This window comes from Virgibacillus sp. MSJ-26 (assembly GCF_018918075.1).
GTDB lineage: Bacteria > Bacillota > Bacilli > Bacillales > Amphibacillaceae > MSJ-26.
The window spans coordinates 39,724-60,102 of sequence record NZ_JAHLPW010000001.1 but is presented as its reverse complement, the minus strand read 5'-3'; the positions used below and the strand labels follow the sequence as shown (position 1 = coordinate 60,102).

19 protein-coding genes are annotated in these 20,379 nt (G+C 38.0%); all 19 read right to left on the bottom strand.

The genetic code is table 11. The features are described 5' to 3' along the window. Window positions 1-120 precede the first annotated feature (120 nt). The 19 genes from KQI49_RS00265 to KQI49_RS00175 all read right to left on the bottom strand — a co-directional run bounded on the left by KQI49_RS00265 (window position 121) and on the right by KQI49_RS00175 (window position 20,255). Entirely contained in the window at window positions 121-639 is a 519-nt protein-coding gene (locus tag KQI49_RS00265; protein ID WP_216485813.1) for a TIGR01440 family protein, read from the bottom strand. 715 nt (window positions 640-1,354) lie between these two features. Continuing rightward, a complete protein-coding gene (gene rpiB, locus KQI49_RS00260; RefSeq protein WP_216485667.1) occupies window positions 1,355-1,801 on the bottom strand; it encodes a ribose 5-phosphate isomerase B in 447 nt (148 codons plus the stop codon). A gap of 34 nt (window positions 1,802-1,835) precedes the next feature. Continuing rightward, on the bottom strand, window positions 1,836-3,128 hold the full coding sequence (locus KQI49_RS00255) for a methyl-accepting chemotaxis protein (RefSeq protein WP_371817483.1): 1,293 nt from the start codon (window positions 3,126-3,128) through the stop codon (window positions 1,836-1,838). A 21-nt stretch (window positions 3,129-3,149) separates the two neighbouring features. Continuing rightward, window positions 3,150-3,764, bottom strand: a complete 615-nt coding sequence (locus tag KQI49_RS00250) for a low molecular weight protein arginine phosphatase (RefSeq protein ID WP_216485665.1) — start codon at window positions 3,762-3,764, stop codon at window positions 3,150-3,152. Between the two features lie 632 nt (window positions 3,765-4,396). Further along, window positions 4,397-4,951, bottom strand: a complete 555-nt coding sequence (locus KQI49_RS00245) for a manganese efflux pump MntP (protein WP_216485663.1) — start codon at window positions 4,949-4,951, stop codon at window positions 4,397-4,399. 257 nt (window positions 4,952-5,208) lie between these two features. Continuing rightward, entirely contained in the window at window positions 5,209-6,237 is a 1,029-nt protein-coding gene (locus tag KQI49_RS00240; protein WP_371817487.1) for an L-threonylcarbamoyladenylate synthase, read from the bottom strand. 542 nt (window positions 6,238-6,779) lie between these two features. Beyond that, window positions 6,780-7,181 carry a GNAT family N-acetyltransferase gene (locus KQI49_RS00235; RefSeq protein WP_216485659.1) on the bottom strand — a complete coding sequence of 134 codons (402 nt, stop codon included), beginning with the start codon at window positions 7,179-7,181 and terminating at the stop codon, window positions 6,780-6,782. Between the two features lie 74 nt (window positions 7,182-7,255). Then, window positions 7,256-7,858 carry a stage II sporulation protein R gene (spoIIR, locus tag KQI49_RS00230; RefSeq protein WP_216485657.1) on the bottom strand — a complete coding sequence of 201 codons (603 nt, stop codon included), beginning with the start codon at window positions 7,856-7,858 and terminating at the stop codon, window positions 7,256-7,258. Between the two features lie 150 nt (window positions 7,859-8,008). Beyond that, the gene (gene prmC, locus KQI49_RS00225; RefSeq protein WP_216485654.1) at window positions 8,009-8,902 is read right to left on the bottom strand and encodes a peptide chain release factor N(5)-glutamine methyltransferase; all 894 of its coding nucleotides are present in this window, start codon (window positions 8,900-8,902) and stop codon (window positions 8,009-8,011) included. Window positions 8,903-8,908: 6 nt separating this feature from the next. Beyond that, window positions 8,909-9,979, bottom strand: coding sequence for a peptide chain release factor 1 (gene prfA, locus KQI49_RS00220; RefSeq protein WP_216485652.1), 1,071 nt, complete (start codon window positions 9,977-9,979; stop codon window positions 8,909-8,911). Window positions 9,980-10,347: 368 nt separating this feature from the next. Beyond that, the gene (locus tag KQI49_RS00215) at window positions 10,348-10,971 is read right to left on the bottom strand and encodes a thymidine kinase (protein WP_216485650.1); all 624 of its coding nucleotides are present in this window, start codon (window positions 10,969-10,971) and stop codon (window positions 10,348-10,350) included. Window positions 10,972-11,224: 253 nt separating this feature from the next. Beyond that, window positions 11,225-11,470, bottom strand: a complete 246-nt coding sequence (locus KQI49_RS00210; protein WP_216485648.1) for a type B 50S ribosomal protein L31 — start codon at window positions 11,468-11,470, stop codon at window positions 11,225-11,227. Between the two features lie 156 nt (window positions 11,471-11,626). Then, on the bottom strand, window positions 11,627-12,907 hold the full coding sequence (gene rho / locus KQI49_RS00205; RefSeq protein WP_216485646.1) for a transcription termination factor Rho: 1,281 nt from the start codon (window positions 12,905-12,907) through the stop codon (window positions 11,627-11,629). A gap of 378 nt (window positions 12,908-13,285) precedes the next feature. Beyond that, window positions 13,286-14,254: a class II fructose-bisphosphatase gene (gene glpX / locus KQI49_RS00200; protein ID WP_216485644.1), complete on the bottom strand. Its 969-nt coding sequence runs from the start codon at window positions 14,252-14,254 to the stop codon at window positions 13,286-13,288. 94 nt (window positions 14,255-14,348) lie between these two features. Further along, entirely contained in the window at window positions 14,349-15,650 is a 1,302-nt protein-coding gene (locus tag KQI49_RS00195; RefSeq protein ID WP_216485642.1) for a UDP-N-acetylglucosamine 1-carboxyvinyltransferase, read from the bottom strand. A gap of 139 nt (window positions 15,651-15,789) precedes the next feature. Beyond that, entirely contained in the window at window positions 15,790-16,434 is a 645-nt protein-coding gene (fsa, locus tag KQI49_RS00190) for a fructose-6-phosphate aldolase (protein WP_216485641.1), read from the bottom strand. A gap of 648 nt (window positions 16,435-17,082) precedes the next feature. Beyond that, the gene (gene fba / locus KQI49_RS00185) at window positions 17,083-17,946 is read right to left on the bottom strand and encodes a class II fructose-1,6-bisphosphate aldolase (RefSeq protein ID WP_216485639.1); all 864 of its coding nucleotides are present in this window, start codon (window positions 17,944-17,946) and stop codon (window positions 17,083-17,085) included. Window positions 17,947-18,132: 186 nt separating this feature from the next. Then, the gene (locus tag KQI49_RS00180; protein WP_216485637.1) at window positions 18,133-18,492 is read right to left on the bottom strand and encodes a response regulator; all 360 of its coding nucleotides are present in this window, start codon (window positions 18,490-18,492) and stop codon (window positions 18,133-18,135) included. Window positions 18,493-18,659: 167 nt separating this feature from the next. Further along, complete coding sequence (locus KQI49_RS00175; protein WP_216485636.1) at window positions 18,660-20,255, bottom strand: CTP synthase; 1,596 nt, start codon at window positions 20,253-20,255, stop codon at window positions 18,660-18,662. Window positions 20,256-20,379: the final 124 nt, after the last annotated feature.

Here is a 20,379-nt window from a genome sequence, read left to right as displayed (position 1 = left end):
CCCTTTGATAAATTGAATATCTCGTAAAACTATGTATAGCTTATCCAATTATTTTACAACTGGATAAGCACTACTTCCACATATCTCGATAATAATCGATAGTGTCACTAAAGTCGAGCCTTAGTTTTTATAGATAGCGCGCTCGCCTCCGATTAACTTTGGTCTCGTTCTTGCGCCATTGAGATGTGCGTTTCCGATTGATTTTTGTTTGAAACGTAATGGAACCGCCACTTGTTTCAGCTGCATTCCAATCATTGTTTCACCGATATCTATGCCAGCATGGGCGTTAACGTTTTCGACAACAACGGAATTTTCAAAATGTTTATAAGCGTAAGATGCCATAGAACCACCCGCATTTCGACTTGGAACGACGGTCACTTCTTCTAGTAGGTGAGTGGACATCGTATCTCGCTCCATCACCAAAGCACGGTTCAAATGTTCGCAGCACTGGAAGACAAGACGCACGCCTGTCTCATCAGATAATTTCTCTAAGCTGTGGAAAATTTGTTCCGCTAGCTCTTCACTACCTGATGTCCCGATTGACTTACCAGCAATTTCACTTGTAGAACAGCCTACGACAAATAAATCATCTTTCTTTAAATAATCACTTTCAATCCACTCATCAACAAGTGCATCCATATCTTGCTTTACCTGCTCAATAAGATCTTCCACTATTTCCACCTTCCTTTAAATTGATAGAGATTAAGTTTGTAACAGTATTTTAGGACTTTTTCAAAAAAGAAAAAATACTTCAAAACAAAATAAGTGACAGTTTCCGTAAATTGCGCAGTATAAATTATAATGATGTACTTTCTCATTCTGATGAGAGTTATGTGATCTACCATCGCTTCGGCAGAATACTTCGCTTTCCATGGGCACGGCTTCAGCCTCCTCGCGGAAAACCACCGCTGCGGGGTCTTCAGACTCGTGGGACTGCACTATCGTTCGCCCCATCGAAGACCATTTGCTATTCCCATAGGAGTCTACGTATTCTGCCTGCGCTAATATAGACCGTCTAATTTATGATGTTTCGGAAGCTTGATTATTACAGATATTTATGTCATGAAAGAGAAAGCTAATATAAGCGGAGGAAACACACGGAGACTCCTGGGACTGCAGCAAGCTTCGTTCCACCGAAAACCTTTGTGGGAGCTAATGTCTTCGGTGGGACGAGCATTTAGCGCAGTCCCAGAGGCCTAGATGAGACCCCGCAAGTGCGTTAGCATGAGGAGGCTTCATCAGCCGCCCACGGAAAGCGTAGTGTGTTTCCCTAGCGATGGACTAGCAGTCATCCTTGTTCAAAATCGGAAAATATTAGACTAAATTTATTGCGCAGTTTATATCAATTGTCTATCTAATTATGCTCTTCTTCATAGTCAGTAATTTTTTTAACTCGATTGGCGTGGCGTCCGCCGTCATATTCGGTTTCAAGGAATGCTTTGGCGATTTCACGGGCTGGTCCTGGTCCAATGACGCGTTCACCCATGGCAAGCATATTCGCATCATTATGATGGCGGGTGAGCTTAGCACTATAGACATCATGGGCTAATGCACAGCGTATTCCTTTTACTTTGTTGGCAGAAATGGACATGCCAATGCCGGTTCCACAAATTAAAATACCGCGGTCAAACTCACCTTTAGCGACTCGCTCAGCAGCTGGCAATGCGTAGTCTGGATAATCGACAGATGTTTCACAAGAACACCCAGCATCTTCATATTCGATACCCATTTCTTCTAATAAATCTTTCACTTCATTTCTAAGTGTCATTCCAGCATGGTCAGCAGATAAAAGTACCTTCATAATCTATTCACTCCTTGTCAAAGTTTAAATAATCCTAAGACACATTAAATTCTCGGATGTGCTTATTTAAATTTTGTGCTTGTTTTTCTAAATCATGTGCTAACTTATCCACATTTTCAATCGTGCTTGCTTGTTCTTGTACTGAAGCGTTCATTTCTTCAGCTCCGGCAGACGTTTCCTCGGCAATAGCGGCTACTTCTTGTGACTCAGAAGCCGTTGTTTGAATCGATGTGAGCTGCTTATTCACAAGTGTAGAAATAATATCTATATCACTCACCACTTCCTCAACAGATATGGACATTTCTTCAATCGCAGTATTCGTTTTTTCCCCGTTGTTCGCTTCTTTTTTTGCTTCATTCACGTTATTATCCATTTTTTTAGCAACCATTTTCACATCATCTTGAATCGCTTTAATAAGACTTGATATTTGTTGAACAGCGCTAGCACTTTCATCGGCTAGTTTACGAACTTCGTCAGCAACCACAGCAAAACCTTTTCCATGCTCACCTGCTCTTGCCGCTTCAATTGATGCATTTAGTGCTAGCAAATTCGTCTGTTCAGCAATATCACCTACCATGGTGATAATCGACTCAACTTCCGTGGCATTTTGATTAAGTTTGTTGACATCTTTAAGCGATTCACTTTGATCGAGCGCCAACTGTTGAATCCCTTTCACTAATTGGTTTACCACATTTTTACTTTCTTCTAACGTATCAAGCATGACTTGAGCTTTTTCCGACGACTGCCTCGCCTTCCCCTCTACTTCTTCAGCAAGATTTGTTGCAGTTTCCATTGCTTCAGCTGTATTCTGGATAGCTAAAGCTGAACTTTCTGCACCATTTGAAATATCTTCAACTGAAGCACTTATGGAGTTTGAATGTTCGTTCACTTGTGATGAGACTGATTTTAATTCTACGACTGATTGATTGGTTTGGACAAAGTTTACATTAATGTCTTCAACCATTAGTTTAATATTTTTAAGCATTTTATCAAAAGCAAGACTAAGTGCTTTGATTTCATCATCTGATTGTTGGATATTAATCGTTTGATTCAAGTCTCCCTCAGCAGCCTGAGAAGCGACCTTTTCCAAGTTTTCAAGTGGCTTGGTGATAATGCGCGCAAACAAATACGCCAAAATTCCAGACCAAATAATCCCCAGTGACAACGTCAGGATTGCAAACATTTCCATAGACATATTTAAGAATCCCTGTAGTTGATCATATAAATAATAAATAAAAAATGCACTTGTCGAATACGTAATTAAGGCTAATATCGTTGTAAATAAAACAAGTTTCATTCGTAAACTGAACCGATAACTTTTTTTCACAAATTTTCCCCCGATTTTCGTCTAGTTTTCAGACTTACTTAATTTTTCAACCAACATATTAACGTATAATTCAATTTCATCCAGTGTTTTTTCATATACAGTCAGGTCGCCACCAAAAGGATCAGAAATATCGTAACTGATTAAATTACTTTCTAGTTGTTGAATTTTTTCAATATCTGACTGCAGATGCTCACCTAACTTTTGATCAAGAATTGTGTTATCAAATTTATGTTGGTTTTCCTGAATAAATTTAAACCGTTTTTCTTCATAGTTGGCATAAACCTTCTTAAGTTCTGCCCACACTTCTTTATCGGCTTCTGAGACATATTCTTTTAGTGTGAAAAATTTATCAGTGTAATCGGGGTATTGTAAAATTAAGGATTGCTTATGCTGAGTCGTCATAGTCAACACAAGGTCGGCCCAGTTTAATAACCGTGCGGTGATTGGTTGAGATTCGTGTGCCAGTTTGATGTCTTTATTTTTCAGCACTGTTATCGTATGTTGATTGGCACGCTGTTTTTCTCCAGCAAAAATACCGGCAGATTGAACATTTGCTTTAGGTAATTTCTGCTTAAGCAAGGTTTCTGCCATTGGACTTCGACACGTATTCCCTGTACAAACAAATAATATATTCATTCATGAACCTCCGTGCTTAATACATAAAATTATACATGAGTTTAATATGGCTTAGAATCAAGGGAAATGGCTTTTTAAGTTTTTAGATAATCTATTAATCCCATATTAAATATACCATATGAACAAGGGAGGTGTCAGATAATAGAGGTTAAAGATATTTCTGTAGTTTTTAGATTATAAGTTAGCGGAACTGTGGGTGTGTTACTGATCTAGAATACTTTTGATATCAAGCTAATAAGGTTCGAACAATGAGTGAATTGGAGTATTCCAAAAAACGCACTTAATGTTCCATAGCTTCTCTATACAAAATGAAGGACAAGATTTGGTAAAAATTCCAAAACTTGTCCTTAATCAACGTTATCAAGGATAAAATTGAGCGACAGACCTAAAATTTGTCCTTCATCGCCATTATGCTATACACATAACGATGGCTTACCTGCAGAAGTCACCATATACCTTACGTTAGTATGTATTTTTTCTCAAGAAGTCCCATAAAATATTCTGATGTTGATATTATTTGTCACCGCTAAGCCTAAGTTATCCATTCCAAAGCTAGGGAAACCTGTGGTCAGGAGGATCTGAATAAAGTGTGATTATTTAGATTTGTCCTACCTCTATTCAAAATAAACATATTATCCGAATAAAATATTAAGCCCGAATCCAAATAGTATACTACCGCCCAAAATTTCACTATAAGCACCCAGGAATCCATGGACTTTTGCCCCTATAATCATGCCTAACCATGTTAAGAAGGTGCTAACCGTTCCAAATAAAATAAGGGCAATTAAAATTTTTGTACCTGATAAGCCGATTCCCAAACCTACAGAAAAGCTGTCGATACTAACGATGAATGCTAATGCTAATAATGCTATCCCCGTTGGTTTGAAGGTGGTCTTCGCTTCATGATTAAAGGCTGATAGCAGCATGTGGACCCCAATCACTACTAGTAAGGCCCCTCCTAATAAGGTCGTCCAATGCCCGACTTTCGTGGAGATAAAAAACCCTAGAATGATCCCAAAGGACGGCATAGCAATATGAAAGATCCCAAAGATTAGTCCAATTAAAGCAATCCGCCTTAACCTTATCTTTTGCATCCCTATCCCAAGACTAACAGAAAAGGCATCCATTCCAGTGGCAAAAGCCATAAATGTGAGTGTGACAATTTCACCTAATAATGATTGAGACATTTATTATCCTCCCCGGACATGCTTATAAACTATATGCATGTCCAAGGTGGATTATGAAGTTATCTAAATTATAGATAAGCTGATTCGTCATTGATAAAAATACATCTGCTTCTTTGAAACTTTATCCTTTATGTGCTCCTCTATTTTTTCTATGTGCCTTTATTTCATTCTATAGCCATTTAAAACTTTCTATAGCCTCTTGTTTCATCCTATAGCCCTATACTGTACGTAGGTTACACTAAGACAGCAGGACAACACTATTTTTCCTTTAAATAAGAGCTTGCTGCCTTCTCCAAGCGGTTCATTACTGCGACACCAATTTCCTTCTTTTCAAAGGCTTCACATAAAATTATGTTCACATGACCTTGTTTAAAAGTTCTTAACCCATCATATAAATGGGATGCAATGTCGTTTATATGATCGCCTAACGGAATAATTTCATCTGCAGTAAGTTGCTTAGCCATACGGTTGCTTGCCAATACGCCAACTCTCCCGTATGTTTCTCTCTTTAAGTTGATTTGCTTCTGCATATAAGCCGTGTCACCTTCCACTAAAAGAAGAGGGAGTTCCGGAGAATAGTGTCTATATTTCATGCCAGGAGATTTCGGTTTATCTAACTTATCCACAATGGCTGAGTCTTGGGCCAACTTACCCACAACTTCCTCCAGTTGTTCTTTCGTCACTCCACCCGGCCTTAAAATCATGGGTACTTCTCCTGTACAATCCACAACGGTTGACTCCACGCCTACTCCCGTCGGTCCATCATCTAATAAACCTGCTATTTTTCCATTTAAATCATCCCAAACATGATCAGCTGTCGTTGGACTTGGCTTACCAGATAAATTAGCGCTAGGAGCAGCTAGTGGGAGATTGGCTTGTTGAAGGAGATGCTGTGCAACGGGGTGATTTGGTATACGAATACCAACTGTGTCCAGACCTGCCGTTACGTTTTTCGCACATACACCATTGCTAGGCAAAACAAAAGTAATAGGCCCGGGTGCAAAATGATCAATCAGTTTATCCACATATTGTGGATATGTTGTTGTGAGCTGTTTTAATTGATCTTTTGTTGCTACGTGAGCGATAAGTGGATTATCCTGTGGGCGTCCCTTTGCTTTGAAAATTTTAGCTACAGCAATTTCGTTGGTCGCATCGGCGCCTAGACCATAAACTGTTTCAGTAGGAAAAGCAACGGTATTGCCCGCCTTTAATACAGCAACCGCTTCTTCAATTACTGTTTTTCTTTCATCACTATTTGATGTAATATTCCATCTCTCAGTATTAATCATCTCTGCAACCTCTTTTCTTCCTACATTTTAGAGGATAAAAGATTATTACTCAAGAACAAAAGCACAAAAGCGCGGGGCGCCTGGTCTGCTCCGACAAGCTTAAGCAGAAAAACGTAGTGGCGATTTTTGCCACGTAGGTTTACTGCTTAGGACCTCGAGGGGGGCACTTGAGCTAAACCTGACGAGATAAAGGAGATCCGAAGAGCGGATCGATTCAAGATTGACTTATCGTTGGAAAGCATTCGAAGCTTACTACTTGCTAAAGTGCTTGATATACTTTTCTACACAATAAAAAAAGATCTGCAATAGTTATCCACAGACCTTTTTATTTGATATATGATTTAAAGGGAGTTTGACGACTTAATTATTCAACGTTTTTTGTTTAATAGCTTTATTTTACAATTTAAATGTTGATAAACACTTAATTTTCTCTATTAATTATTAATGGATATCCACAATATCCACAGAGATTTACACACAATTCACATTAAACACACAAGATATACACAACATACTCTGAATATTGTGGAGGGAATTACCTAAGAAACTTGATATGCCCACCAATTCCCTTCTTTTCTTCCTAGTTCCATACCTAATTCTTGTTTTGGCTGTGGATTAAATTGTAGTGCTTCCAGTAATAAGTCCACAACTGGCTGATGACTGTTAACATAGATTTTCTTCGCTTGCTTTCCTTTTGACATTTGCAAAATCGTTTCGAGTAATACTGGAAGATGAGCAGCAGCTTCTTTAGCAATGTAAAGCTGTTTTAACCAGTATATATCTTTTTCAATAGTTGCTAATACAAAACATCCTTTTATCTCTTCTTCAATTTCAACAACGTATCCATCTTGAAGTAATCCATCTTTATTAAATTCTTGCGTCGTTTGTAAAAATGCTTCTAGTTTATCGATTGGTGCGTGCTCGGCTGCCATAACCTTCATTTTTTCACCTCATTAATTTAATAGATTTGAATTCTTAAGTCTATCACTAACATCCTATGCAGCTCATTCTTATACTATGACCAACCTAACCAATCAAATAGAAAAAATTTAACTTCTACTTCATCATCTTCTTTTTCTTCCTTTTGGTCAGGTTCTTCATCTGCTTGAGCGACACTTGTTCCATTGTCAAAATCTAAAAAACATAAGGGTGGGAATAAAACACACCACCAATTTGCCCCCTCGCCTTCACCAAGTGTGATTAGCACTGCTTCGTACTCACCTGCTGGATAAAGGAAATCACCGTAAACTTTCGTTGGAAATGTAACATTCTCACCATATTCAACTTGATAATCTCTGGATTTTCCTTCTTCATGTAAGACTTCATCTACAATGGTTTCAATTTCTGGAATGCCATTTTGAATTCTATCTCTTGCTTCGTCGATATCAGTCATCGTTTCAACCCATGTTGTGATTTCTTTATTGACCTCGTCGCGTACTAAATGCTTTATGTCTTGATCAGACTCATCATCGCTATTGGCTAAAATTCTTAGACGAATAGCCTCATCAGGAATAACTTGAAATTCCTCATCTTCATTTTGTGTGAGAGTTTCTCCAATGGCCGGAAAAGTAAAAAATAAAATAATAGATATAAATACAAAAAATACTAGTTTCCTCATCGTCATATCCCCTTGTTCTGTTGGTTTATTCACAGTATGGGCAGGGGTGATGATATTTAAACTAGTATTCTACTAAAATTTATTATATTGTTTTTAATAGACGCTTATTCAATATATGCAGTGAAGTCTCTCAGCATACAGATACCCGCGTTACTTGCTCTCTTGAACGTCACTGATTTGACAGTGGACTATTCGATCCTTTTTATTAATATCTTGAAAGACCTCAATATGACTCTTTGGGTACATTTCTTTTAAAATATTTTTCACGGGATTCCCCTGACTTTGACCAATTTCAAAAAATACGGATGTACCTTTTTCGTTAATAATACATTCAGGCAACTGGCTAACAATCTTTTTATAGGCAGCTAGACCTTCTTCTTCAGCAAATAAAGCTAGAGAAGGATCGAAATTTTTAACCGTATCAGAGAGTTCTTTCGCCTCGTCCTGCGCGATATAAGGTGGATTAGAGACAATGATGTCTGCTTTTATTTCTTGTTCAATAGCCGGGGATAAAAAGTCTCCTTGTAAAAATTCTACATTAGCGTGGAGAATTTCAGCATTTTGTTTGGCAATATGAAGAGCTTTTTCGGAAATATCTGCAGCATATACTTCAGCATTTTCCAATTCAAGTGCTAACGTAATAGCAATTATCCCGCTGCCGGTGCCAACATCAAGAATAGTGAGCGGCTTGTTAGATGAAAAAATTTTTCTAACATATGTGACCACATGTTCAATAAGTTCTTCAGTTTCAGGACGAGGTATTAGTACATTTTCATCGACTTTAAACTGACGACCATAAAACATTTCGTACCCCGTTAAATGCTGAATGGGAATACCTGTTAGCGCATGATTTATTAAATCCTCTTCAAAATTAAATAGGAGTTGTTGGTCAATCGGTTCTTGCATTCTGGCGAAAAACTTAGTTCGCTCAACATCTAAATGATACTGCAGTAATAATTCGGCGACTTTCGGCTCTCGGTGATATTTTTCTAAAAAAAGAGAAGCCCATTTAAGGACTTCATATTGTTTAAATCGTTTACCCACGTTAGATTACCCACCAATTTGTTCGAGTTTTTTCGTTTGTTCTTCTACAAGTAAGGCTTCAATAAATTCGTCTAATTTTCCATCTAAAATTTGGTCTAATTTTTGAATGGTGAGACCAATTCGGTGATCGGTTACACGATTTTGCGGGAAATTATACGTCCGAATCCGTTCTGAACGATCTCCCGTTCCGACTGCTGATTTTCTAGTCTCATCATATTCTTCTTGTGCCTCTTGCTGGTACTTATCATAAATTCGAGCGCGAAGTACCTTCATTGCTTTTTCTTTGTTTTTAATTTGTGACTTTTCATCTTGAATTGAAACAACAATCCCTGTTGGCTCATGGGTTAAACGAACAGCTGACATCGTTGTATTAACACTTTGTCCACCAGGTCCGCTAGATGCAAATGTATCAACTCGAATATCTTTGTCATTCACTTCAACTTCAACATCTTCTGCTTCCGGAAGCACAGCAACGGTTGCTGTCGATGTATGGATTCTTCCACCTGATTCCGTTTCAGGAACACGCTGGACACGGTGGGCACCATTTTCATATTTTAACTTTGAATAGGCTCCGTTTCCTTTAATCATAAAGATAATTTCTTTATAGCCACCTACACCGGTCGTATGGGCTTCCATAACTTCCGTTTTCCAACCTTGTTCCTCAGCATAACGTGAATACATACGGTAAAGATTCCCAGCAAATAAAGCTGCTTCATCTCCACCTGCTGCACCACGAATTTCAACGAAAACATCTTTATCATCATTTGGATCTTTAGGTAAAAGTAAAATTTTCAACTCTTCTTCAAGTTCGATTTCTCTATTTTTAAGTTCAGTAATTTCAGCTTTAACCATTTCTTCCATATCGTCATCAAGCTCATCTTCGAGCATTTCTTTCGCATCTTTTAATTCATTATCAATATTTTTATATTCACGATACGCTTGCACAGCATCTTCCAAACCAGATTGTTCCTTCGAATATTCACGTAACTTATTAACATCGCTAATTACTTCCGGATCACTTAACAGTTGATTTAGCTCATCATAACGATCTTCCAAAGATTGCAATCGTTCTAACATCACGTTCACCTCTTTTAAATTAACAGTCTAATTATAATATATTACATGTAGCCAGGTCAAAGTTCTATGGATTTTGATTTTAGGAGTCGGGTGTTCCGTGCATATTTTGAGCTTAGGTGTTCTATGCGCTGTCATATCGCTCTATGCGCCGTCGTCTCGTTCTATGTGTCGTCGTAACGCTCTATGCGCTGTCCATAAACTCCACAGATTAATCTTTTTTTGATTTAATATAAAAACATAGCCAAACAATCCAAACGACCAACAATTCAAACTTCAGATGCCTTCTTACAAAGTTAGAAACCTTCAGTTGGTATGTTATTAATTGGTCGTTTTCATTTTTCTATAGGCTATGCTTTAAATCAAGGTATTTAATTAGATGTGTTCATTGCTTTCTTTTCTATATGTGATTTTGGTTTATTTGGTACTTCGTGATGATGTCGGCATCTCGGTTCATAAGATTCCGCAGCACCGACGAGAATTTCCGGGTCATCATATGCAGCGGGCTTTCCATTGATTAAACGTTGGGTTCTGCTCGCTGGAGAACCACAAACCGGACAAATCGCGTTAAGTTTTGTTGTTGCTTCACTTAATGCCATCAACTGCGGCATAGGACCAAACGGCTCCCCACGAAAATTCGTATCTAATCCTGCCGCAATAACGCGGATTCCCGAATTGGCAAGATAGTCAATAACATCCACGATATCTTCATCAAAAAATTGTACTTCATCTATTCCTACAACCTCAACCTCTTCATCAACATAATCCAGTATATCTTTTGAATTTTTAATGGGACGAGCAATGGTGGAAGTTCCATTATGGGTCACGACAGTATCCTCTGCAGCATATCGGTTATCGATTGCTGGTTTAAAAACACGGACTGTTAATTTTCCGTAAGTTGCCCGACGAACTCTTCTAATGAGCTCTTCCGATTTGCCAGAAAACATACTTCCACAAATGACTTCAACCCAACCTGTTTGTTTCATCACGTACATTTGATGGCACTCCTTTAAACATTAATATATATGTACTACATAGTTTACCACTATTCCCGACAAAATTAGCCTTATTTTTAAGTTTATCTTTTCAAATTTCACGAAACTTAGGCGTTCAATTATTTATGATGACCATTTTAAAACTAAAAAAACAGGCAAACTGTAAAATTCATTTGCCTGTTTTTAAATAAACTAGGTTATTGTTGAGTGATCAACTAATTTATAAAATTAAACAGTTGACCAAACCCAATTTTTACTTCATATTATATTTTTTCTTGAATCGGTCCACACGTCCACCAGCTTTATCAGCTTTCTGCTTGCCTGTGTAGAATGGATGTGAATCCGAACTAATTTCAACACGGATTAATGGGTATGTGTTACCATCTTCCCATTCAATTGTTTCATCAGAAGATTTAGTAGAACCGCTCAAGAATTTAAAGTCTGAGCTTGTATCAAGAAATACAACTTTTCTATATTCTGGATGAATTTCTTTTTTCATGTCTTTCCACTCCTTTTTTGCCCTGAAACCTTTGGTAACAGAGTTGTTTTAAGAGACGTTACAGGTAAAAACCCTATTTAAACTCACTTTAAGATTATATCAAGGTACACCGATGATTGCAATACCTAAAACTTGTTCTCGTTTTAAAAATAATCCTTACCGGCTTGTCCCTCGACGTTTCATTTCGTTATCCATCTTTTGTAAAAATTCATCATTAGTCTTAACTGCTCTTAAACGTTTTAAGAAGCGTTCAAAGAAGTCGTGGGAATCCTGCATAGTTTTACGAATTGCCCACATTTTATCAAGATGATCTTTATCAACAAGCAATTCTTCTTTTCGTGTACCTGAACGTAAAATATCGATGGCAGGAAAGAGACGTCTTTCGGCTAGACTACGATCGAGATGCAACTCCATATTACCTGTTCCTTTAAACTCTTCATAAATCACATCGTCCATCCGTGAACCGGTATCGACAAGCGCTGTTGCCAAAATGGTAAAACTTCCACCTTCTTCAATATTTCTAGCTGCTCCGAAAAAACGTTTCGGTCTGTGAAAAGCAGCTGGATCAATTCCCCCGGATAACGTTCTGCCACTTGGTGGAATGACTAGATTATAGGCTCTCGCTAAACGCGTAATACTATCCATCAATACAATGACATCACGTTTATGCTCTACTAAACGCATCGCTCTTTCTAAGACAAGCTCTGACACTTTAATATGATTTTCAGGAACTTCATCGAATGTCGAGCTGACGACATCCACATCTGGACCGACAGACCGCTCGATGTCAGTTACCTCTTCCGGGCGCTCATCAACAAGTAAGATAATCAGCTTGGCATCAGGGTGGTTCGCGGTAATGCTGTTGGCAATTTCCTTTAAGAGCATTGTTTTACCTGCTTTAGGTGGCGCAACAATCAAACCACGTTGGCCAAAACCGACTGGTGTCATTAAGTCCATTATTCGGCTAGAAATATGGTTAGGTTTATTTTCTAGTCTCATAAATCGATCGGGATAAAGTGCGGTGAGGGCTGGAAAATGAACGCGCTCTTTAGACGTTTCAGGGTCGTCTCCATTTACTGCATCCACATGTAACAACCCATAATACCGTTCATTTTCTTTTGGAGGACGGACTTTCCCTGATACTTTGTCACCATTTCGTAAATCGAACCTGCGAATTTGTGAGGCTGAAATATATATATCCTCAGCACTTGGAGAGTAATTAATCGGTCTTAAAAAACCGAATCCTTCAGAAGGAATAATTTCTAAGATACCATCCATAAATAGAAAACCATCTTTTTCAGCTCTTGCTTTTAAAATAGCAAAAATTAATTCCCGTTTATTTAACTTAGCATAATAAGATACTTTGTACTCTTTTGCCAAAGCGTAAATCTCTTTTAATGTGAGTGTCTCTAGTTGTGAAATTGTGAGAGTACTCATTAGATAACCACGTCCAATCGTTTACTTTAATTATTAAAGATGTTACATCTATTATTAATATTCTAAATATAAGTGCAAATTTAGTTATGACGATAATAAAAATATAGTATTCTATTGATATTCACTTCTTATTTTAGGTTATGTATCATGAAGAAATGAAGAGGCGACAGAAGTTAGAATAGAAGTTTAGTTTAATTACATTAATTTTATCATCATTTTCTGGGGAATGATGACCAAGTTAAAGTATGAATGAATCACTTGCTATCTTGTCCTATTTTTATTTCTCTTAAACATATGTATATAATTCTACCTTTTTTCACGGAATTAAGCAACTTTTTCTAGTTAAATAGGGAGGAGCAGTGCATCCTCCCTATCATGTTATTCTTCCATAACTAAATTAGGCTTCTTTTTAAGACTATGTTCGCCATCTATAAAACGAACTGTTCCGCTTTTTGCACGCATGACAACAGTCTGTGTTGTTGCACGCATTCCTTTGAACTGGACACCTTTTAATAACTCACCATCTGTAACACCAGTTGCAGCAAAGATTGCGTCATTTCCACTGCAAAAATCATCCATATAATAAATCTTATCCAGATCTGCGATGCCCATTTTCACGCAGCGCTCTCTTTCCTCGGCACTGGAAGGTACTAGTTTACCCTGAATCTCTCCGCCTAAACATTTGAGAGCACACGCGGCAAGAACACCTTCAGGGGCCCCACCGATTCCAAATAGCACATCTACTCCTGTTTCATCAAACGCCGTATTAATGGCTCCCGCAACATCGCCGTCCGGAATCAGTTTTATTCGGGCACCGGCTTCCCGAAGCTCTTTAATTAAATCAGTATGTCTTGGGCGATCGAGGACCACGGCAACAATGTCTTCTACTTCTTTATTTTTGGCTTGAGCTATTGCTTTTAAATTGTCAGTCACTGAAGCGTTAATATCAATTTTACCAACCGCCTCAGGACCAACGGCAATTTTATTCATATACATATCTGGTGCGTGTAATAAGTGACCTCCATCTGCAATAGCAATAACGGATAACGCATTCCACGTCCCTTGAGCAACAATACTCGTTCCTTCTAATGGATCGACAGCGACATCGACAAGAGGCCCATTACCCATGCCTAGCTTTTCTCCAATGTATAGCATAGGGGCTTCATCCATTTCCCCTTCTCCGATTACAACGGTCCCTTGCATTGGTATAGTATCAAACACTGTTCTCATAGCTGTCGTTGCTGCGTCATCTGCGTCTTCTTTTTTACCTCTCCCCATCCATCTGGCTGAAGATAAAGCTGCTGCTTCAGTGACACGAACCAATTCCATTGTTAGACTTCTTTCCATTGTTATACCTCTCCCTTTTTACAAAATACCTCATCCCAAAAGTGTATTTGCAAAAAGTTTTATATGTGTTTCTAAGATTTCCCAAGCCAATGATTTATGAGTTTTGAAATTGAGATATCTCTCTTTCAGTCATATCTTCTCGCCAAATATTGGCACCAAGATTAATGAGTTTTTCTGTTAAGTTTTCATAACCACGATCTATATGTTCAAGACCAGTAATTTCTGTAATCCCGTCAGCCATCAAACCAGCAATTACAAGGGCTGCGCCAGCTCTTAAATCCGAAGCCTTAACGCGTGCACCCTCTAATTGAACCGGACCTGAAACGATTATCGATCCACCTTCGACTTTGATTTGAGCATTCATTCGACGTAATTCATCGACATGCTTTAACCGAGCGGAATAAATCGTATCTGTTATGACACCAGTATTCTTTGCTTTGGTTAATAAACTCGTAAAGGGTTGTTGCAAATCGGTCGGGAAGCCAGGATACACTAGTGTTTTAATATCAACGCTTTTAAGCCGTTTTTCTGGTTTCACAAGTAATTGTTCATTCTCTTCCTCAATTCCAACACCCATTTCACGTAATTTCGCTAGTAAAGATTCAAGATGTTGTGGAATGACGTTATCAATAATAACTTCATTCCCCATAGCTGCCGCTGCAATTGTATAAGTTCCTGCTTCAATACGATCAGGAATAATTGTATGTTGACATCCATTTAAAGAGGACACGCCTTCAATTCGTATCACATCAGTTCCAACACCTTTAATATCCGCCCCCATATTAGTTAAAAGTGTCGCAACGTCAATAATCTCAGGCTCTTTTGCAGCATTTTCAATAATGGTTTGCCCTTTTGCTTTAACAGCGGCTAGCATAATATTTATCGTTGCTCCAACACTTGCCACGTCTAAATATATTCGTGCTCCTTTAAGCTCTTTCGCCTTTAAGTAAATGGCACCTTGTTCATTCGTAACCTCTGCTCCAAGGGCTTCAAATCCTTTAATATGCTGATCAATCGGACGTGGACCTAGAAAACATCCTCCTGGTAATCCAATGACGGCTTGCTTAAACTTTCCAAGCATGGCACCCATAAAGTAATAGGAAGCACGGAGTTTTTTCACCTTTCCATTAGGTAGCGGCATTGAAATCATATTTTCTGGATTGATATGAATCGTATTGCCATTATCACTTGGTTCTTCCCAGTTAACTATTCCTCCGATTTCTTCGAGTAGTTCACTTAATGTGTACACATCTGAAATATCCGGAAGACCTTCAATGGACACTTGTGAATCTGCTAAAATTGCAGCAGGAAGTAAGGCAACGGCACTATTTTTAGCCCCGCTGATCCGAACTTTCCCATTTAATATATGACCACCTTCAACCAACATTTTCTGCATTTAAAAACCCCACTTTTTGAAGCTGTTTAAAGATTAGCTTGTCATCTGTTATGGTTTAATTGCTTTATGTTTGCTTCATTATTATTTCAATCATAAACAACGTTTAAGTTTTAGTCTATACGTCAGTGTTAATTTGATACTACTTCTTTGCTTGATTCCAATCAGCGAGGAATTTTTCAATTCCTTGATCTGTCAAAGGATGTTTAACAAGCTGCTCTAATACATTATACGGTATAGTTGCAATATGAGCTCCATTTAGCGCTGCATCAATAACATGTAACGGATGTCTGATGGACGCTGCAATAATTTCTGATTTGATGTCATGTTTATCAAAAATATCCGCGATCGTTTTAATCAGTGTCATTCCGTCATGACCTATATCATCTAAACGTCCTAAAAATGGAGAAACGTACGTTGCACCAGCTCTTGCTGAAAGCAGTGCTTGGTTTGCATTAAAAATTAACGTGACATTTGTTTTAATGTTCAATTCCCCAAATGCTTTGACCGCTTTTAAGCCCTCTAAAGTCATGGGCACTTTAACGGTAATATTCGGTGCAATTGCAGCAAGTTCTTTTCCTTCTCGAATCATACCTTCAGCATCTTCTGAAATCACTTCGGCACTGACTGATTCAGAAACTTCATCAGTTATTGCGCGAAGGCGATCATGAAAGGATGCCCCTTCTTTTGCAATCAAACTTGGATTTGTTGTAACACCTGCTAAGATTCCGAGTTCATTCGCTTTTCGAATATCGTCTATATTTGCAGTATCAATAAAAAATTTCATCAGCAAAGCTCCTTTCTACTACTAGTACTTATTATAATATGCACTGTTAGAAAAAGTGAGGCCTATGAGATTAAACCTTAACGGGATTAGGACAAAATGTTACATTCTACTTTCGCTTCAGGAAACGCCTTGCTTTCCCTGAACGGGGCTAAGCTTATAGTTTGTCTAATCATCGTCTTGACAATTTATTTAAATATAAGCTGTTTATACTCAAAAATTATATTCTTGTATTGAATTACTATCTTTACAGAGAGTCCACCATCGCTACGGAAATACATTTCGCTTTCCGTGGGCGGCTGATGAGCCTCCTCGAGCTTAACGCTCTGCAGGGGTCTCATCTAGGCCTCTGGGACTGCGCTAAATGCTCGTCCCACGAGTCCGAAGACCCCGCAGAGTGGTTTTCACGAGGAGACTAAAGCTGTGCCCGCGGAAAGCGAAGCATTCTGCCGAAGCGATAACCACGCACTTATCTTAAATGCCAGGTAATAAAGATTTTACGAACTTGATAATCCAGCTTTCTTAGTGTCAGTTCATCAAAATTTCAACTGGTGCAATGTGTCTTATCCTCCGCAAAGATTCCAAGGGTTAGTTGTTCATTTCATCTGCGAAAGTTGAATAACTCATTCTTAAAATAAGCCACTTCCTTTATTACGCCTTATTAGATGAACCGAATTCTCGCATTTTGCTGATGACTGTTTCTTTAATAGCTTCGCGTCCTGGTCCTAAGTATTTTCTTGGGTCGTATACTTCTTGGTCTTCGTTTAGTACTTCACGAATGGCTTTTGTTTGTGAAATTTGGTTTTCCGTATTTACGTTAATTTTTGCTGTTCCAAGTGAAATGGCGCGTTGGATGTCTTTTGTAGGGATGCCTGTTCCACCATGTAACACAAGTGGTATACCTGTTAATTTCATAACTTCTTCCATTCGATCAAAGCCAAGATTTGGCTCACCTTTGTATGGTCCATGGACTGATCCAAGAGCCGGTGCAAAACAATCAACATTTGTTTCTTTTACAAGTTTTTCACACTCTGAAGGAATCGCGTAAGCTGCTTCTGCATCTTCAACAATTAAATCATCTTCTTGGCCACCGACTCGGCCAAGTTCCGCTTCAACTGATACACCGTGTAAATGTGCAAGTTCAACGACTTTTTTAGTTTCGGCAATGTTTTCATCCAGTGGTAGGGCTGAAGCATCAATCATGACGGAAGTAAATCCTGCATGAATCGCTTTAGCACATGCTGAAAAACTTGATCCATGATCTAAATGAATCGCAACAGGAACAGTCGTCCCATATTCCTCCATTAAACTTTCTACCATAGCAACGACAACTTTAAAGCCACCCATATATTTAGCAGCACCTTCAGAAACACCTAGAATGACTGGAGATTTCTCTTCCTCAGCCGCTTGTAATATCGCCTGCGTATATTCTAAGTTATTTAAATTAAATTGACCTACTGCATAACTATTTTGTTTACCTTTTTCAAGCATTTCTTTCATTGAAACTAATGGCATATTGCTTGTCCTCCTTTAGGATGTTGGTTTTTCTTAGTTTGTGAAATCTATAACTACACTATAAGAATACCAACTCCTTAAGCGAGGTGCAACAATTGCGTGAGATAATATGTATCACTATAAATACTTTATTATAAAATATCGAGAATGAATTTTTTTATATCGAGAAGTTAAAAAATGAAGGGCTTAATTTATAAGTGAAGATACCTGGGTTGTTAACTCATCGATGTCAAAGGGCTTGGCTAATGTAAACTTAACTAATGACAAATCTTTAATATCTTTTTGAATGATTTCAAACATACCACTCATCAGTATAGCAGGTATTAAATAACCTTCTTGCTCGAGTTTACGCAATACATCAACACCATTTACAATCGGTAACTTATAATCAATAACAAGTAAGTTAATTAGTTTCCCTTTAATAATATCTAATGCTTGTTTTCCAGTTTCCGCTGTCAAAACTTTATACCCTTCTTCTTTTAAAACTTCCTCCAATAATAATCGAATGCCAAGTTCATCGTCCACCACTAATATTTTTGCCTTCAAACTGAATCACCCCCCTTTACATAATTCGATAGATGATTCTGTTTCTCCTGCATTCATAGTGCTAATGACTTATGTAAAAATAAAATTCAGGACTTTCCGATATAACAAAAACGGACAACCCCTATTTTGGAGCTATCCGCTTTGTTATTTTTTAAAGCTAGAAAGTATTATTTAACAGACGCTTCAACCAGTCCTAAAAATAATGCGTGCGCCTTGGTTGGACGAGATTTAAACTCAGGATGGAATTGGCTAGCCACAAACCATGGATGATCTTCTAATTCAATCGTTTCAACAAGTGTCCCGTCTTGGCTTAATCCTGAAAAAATGAGCCCATTGCTAACAAGATCATTACGGTAATCGTTATTAAATTCATAGCGATGACGATGGCGTTCTTTGACAATATCTACATCGCCATATACTTTTTTAACTTTCGTATTATCTTGCAAATAGCATGGATAATTACCAAGTCTTAAAGTTCCGCCTAGATCGCCACCTGCTTTTTGCTCAGGTAATAAGTCAATCACTGGGTGCTCAGTTGTTGGATTAATTTCTGTTGAATGAGCGTCTTTATATCCAAGTATATTGCGCGCAAATTCAACAATAGCAAGTTGCATACCGAGACAAATTCCTAGAAAAGGAACCTTATTTTCACGTGCATAACGAATCGCTTCAATCTTTCCTTCGATTCCACGATCGCCAAAACCACCAGGAACCACAATACCATCGACTTTTGATAATTCTTCTTTAATGGTGTCAGCTGTTAACTTTTCTGAGTCTATCCAATGAATATTGATATCCGTATCATATGAAAATCCAGCGTGTTTTAAAGCTTCAACAACAGATAAATAGGCATCAGGAAGTTCAACATATTTACCAACAATGCCAATTTCCGTTGTCTTAGTTAAGTGACGAACTTTAGAAATGAGTTCATGCCACTCAGACATATCTGCTTCTTGACAATCAAGTCCGAGATGATCGCACACTAATTGATCAAGATGTTGTTTCTGTAAATCGATTGGTACTTGATAAAGCGGGTCAGCGTCTTGCATTTCAATAACTGCTTTTTCATTAATATCACAGAACAAAGCTATTTTTTCTTTATTATCTTTACTAATAGCCTGTTCAGTCCGCAGTACAATCGCATCTGGTTGAATACCTAATGAACGTAATTCTTTTACGCTGTGCTGAGTTGGTTTAGTTTTCATCTCACCAGCTGCTTTAATTATGGGAACGAGTGTACAGTGAATATACATGACATTATCTTTTCCTGTATCACTTTTTATTTGTCTAATTGCTTCGAGGAAAGGTAGAGATTCAATATCACCAACTGTTCCACCGATTTCAGTTATAACGACGTCTGCTGAAGTGGCTTCCCCTGCACGGAAAACTTGCTGTTTAATTTCATTTGTAATATGAGGGATAACCTGAACAGTGGCACCTAGATAGTCTCCTCTTCTCTCTTTCTTAATGACGCTGGAATAAACCTTTCCCGTCGTAATATTACTGTATTTATTTAAATTAATATCGATGAATCTTTCGTAATGTCCTAAATCTAAATCCGTTTCAGCACCGTCTTCCGTCACGAAAACTTCCCCATGCTGATAAGGACTCATTGTGCCTGGGTCAACGTTAATGTAAGGATCGAATTTTTGAATCGTTACTTTTAATCCACGATTTTTTAATAAACGTCCTAAAGATGCTGCTGTTATTCCTTTACCTAGTGATGATACGACGCCACCTGTAACAAAAATATACTTTGTCACTGCAATCCCTCTTTCTTGTTTTTAAACTCTTTATGTGTATTTATATTTTAAACTACTTTACTAGGGTTATTAGCTTATTTAAATCAATAAAGAAAAGCGCCTCCCCAAAAAATGTGTCTAAGGG

Bases quoted from the DNA above. Each gene is read 5' to 3' on its own strand.
- KQI49_RS00195 (WP_216485642.1), bottom strand. From the start codon at position 15,650: ATGCAGAAAATGTTGGTTGAAGGTGGTCATATATTAAATGGGAAAGTT.
- spoIIR (WP_216485657.1), bottom strand. From the start codon at position 7,858: ATGAGGAAACTAGTATTTTTTGTATTTATATCTATTATTTTATTTTTT.
- fba (WP_216485639.1), bottom strand. From the start codon at position 17,946: ATGCCATTAGTTTCAATGAAAGAAATGCTTGAAAAAGGTAAACAAAAT.
- KQI49_RS00250 (WP_216485665.1), bottom strand. From the start codon at position 3,764: ATGAATATATTATTTGTTTGTACAGGGAATACGTGTCGAAGTCCAATG.
- prfA (WP_216485652.1), bottom strand. From the start codon at position 9,979: ATGTTAGAACGATTGCAATCTTTGGAAGATCGTTATGATGAGCTAAAT.
- KQI49_RS00210 (WP_216485648.1), bottom strand. From the start codon at position 11,470: ATGAAAAAAGAAATTCATCCAGAATATAGAAAAGTTGTATTTCTTGAT.
- rpiB (WP_216485667.1), bottom strand. From the start codon at position 1,801: ATGAAGGTACTTTTATCTGCTGACCATGCTGGAATGACACTTAGAAAT.
- rho (WP_216485646.1), bottom strand. From the start codon at position 12,907: ATGAGTACTCTCACAATTTCACAACTAGAGACACTCACATTAAAAGAG.
- glpX (WP_216485644.1), bottom strand. From the start codon at position 14,254: ATGGAAAGAAGTCTAACAATGGAATTGGTTCGTGTCACTGAAGCAGCA.
- KQI49_RS00235 (WP_216485659.1), bottom strand. From the start codon at position 7,181: ATGAAGGTTATGGCAGCCGAGCACGCACCAATCGATAAACTAGAAGCA.
- KQI49_RS00265 (WP_216485813.1), bottom strand. From the start codon at position 639: ATGGATGCACTTGTTGATGAGTGGATTGAAAGTGATTATTTAAAGAAA.
- fsa (WP_216485641.1), bottom strand. From the start codon at position 16,434: ATGAAATTTTTTATTGATACTGCAAATATAGACGATATTCGAAAAGCG.
- KQI49_RS00215 (WP_216485650.1), bottom strand. From the start codon at position 10,971: ATGTACGTGATGAAACAAACAGGTTGGGTTGAAGTCATTTGTGGAAGT.
- KQI49_RS00245 (WP_216485663.1), bottom strand. From the start codon at position 4,951: ATGTCTCAATCATTATTAGGTGAAATTGTCACACTCACATTTATGGCT.